This window comes from Bartonella sp. AD328YNZD, assembly GCF_042196425.1.
Map to the genome: position 1 here is coordinate 1 of NZ_JBHIQG010000200.1, position 1525 is coordinate 1525.

The 1525-nt window shown below is 31.0% G+C and carries 1 protein-coding gene; it reads left to right on the plus strand.

Annotation, left to right across the window (positions count from 1 at the left end; genetic code table 11):
* Positions 1 to 830: 830 nt before the first annotated feature.
* A partial coding sequence (locus ACFIO3_RS09000; RefSeq protein WP_375704346.1) for an MFS transporter occupies positions 831 to 1525 on the plus strand: 695 nt, incomplete at its 3' end.

Sequence of the window (1525 nt, forward strand, 5' to 3'; positions counted from 1 at the left end):
TATTATCATAGAATTTCTCATGAGAGAGAATAATTTAAAAAAATTGTATACTATCGTTTATTGGTTTCTAGCTTATAAAGTAGGGGGTATATCTGCTTATTTTTATAAAAGTGTTACTGTTTTTATGGGAAGAATATTTATAAAATGAGATTAGAAGGCGCATTTAAAGATAAAAATAAATATCAGTAACGTTCATTCATAGTGTTATAAAAGATTATGGATTAAGTTAAATAAAAAGCTTATTGAATTGTTATGACATCATATTTGTTAATATGTTACACGGTAATTTTTTGATATTTATCTTAGATGAAGAGTTTTATGAAATGAGTAAGATATATTTGGTTGTGAGTTGGTTTGCAGAGAAAGCATTATATTTTATGGTATAGGGGATAGATCAAGATTTTTTCCATAATTATTTGTGTTGATAGGGGCTTCAAGCTATTGTTGTGTTATGTGCCACCATAGTGATTTTGGGGTAGATACGTTAGAGATTGTTTTTCTGCTTTACGTTTTGTCGATCAACGTTGATGGATATTGTATAGAAAGTGAGACTGTTGCCGTGGAGAGAGAGATTATGCTTTTGCTTATAATATCAATGAAAAAAGCAACGGAATATTACGGCAAAGTATTTGTATAGGAGAGCTTATTTAGGGGATAACTTTTTAGCTCGTGAAGTTTGTAAAATAAAATGCTGTCTATAAAAAAATAATATTTTTATAAAGTAAAATAATAACACTTTTAATAATTATTATTTGCATATATAAGCATAAAATATAATTATATTTAATTAAATAATATTTAATACCTAAATAAAAAGTGTGACTTTCCTGATGAAACATAAATATACATTACCATTCATTATACTTATCGTATGTTTATCAACAGGAGGGCTGATTTCTACCGATATTTTTTTACCGGCACTGGGCGATATGCGTCAGTATTATCAAGTGACACAATCTCAAATTCAGAGTGCCGTGGCGATTTTTTTGTTTGCATTGGCACTTGGACAACTTATTTATGGACCGCTTAGTGATAATTTTGGGCGTAAAAAAACACTTCTATTGGGCTTATTCGTGTGGTTATTCACGACACTTGGTGTGATTTATACGGTTCATATTCACGCTTTTCTTGTGTTACGTTTCTTGCAAGGTCTGGGTGCTTGTGCGGGACTTGTCTTAAGTCGTGCAATTATCAATGATTTGTTGGATAAAAAAGCGGCTGGAAAACTTTATTTGATTGTTTTTCCTTTTATTGGAATGTCACCAGCACTTGCACCTTTCATTGGTGGACTTTTGATACAAGCTTTTCATTGGCAGGCAACTTTTATCTTTTTAAGCTTTTTTATATTTTTGACCATGTTGCTATGTTGTTTTGTGCTAAGCGAAACTCTACCCCCTCAAAAACGGCAGCATTTTTCTCCTATAGGATTTATGAAGGGATATCTAGGCGTTCTTAGAAATAAACAATTTATTTTTTATGCACTTATTCCGTGTTTTTCTTACGCAGCCTATTTTGCTTATATTGT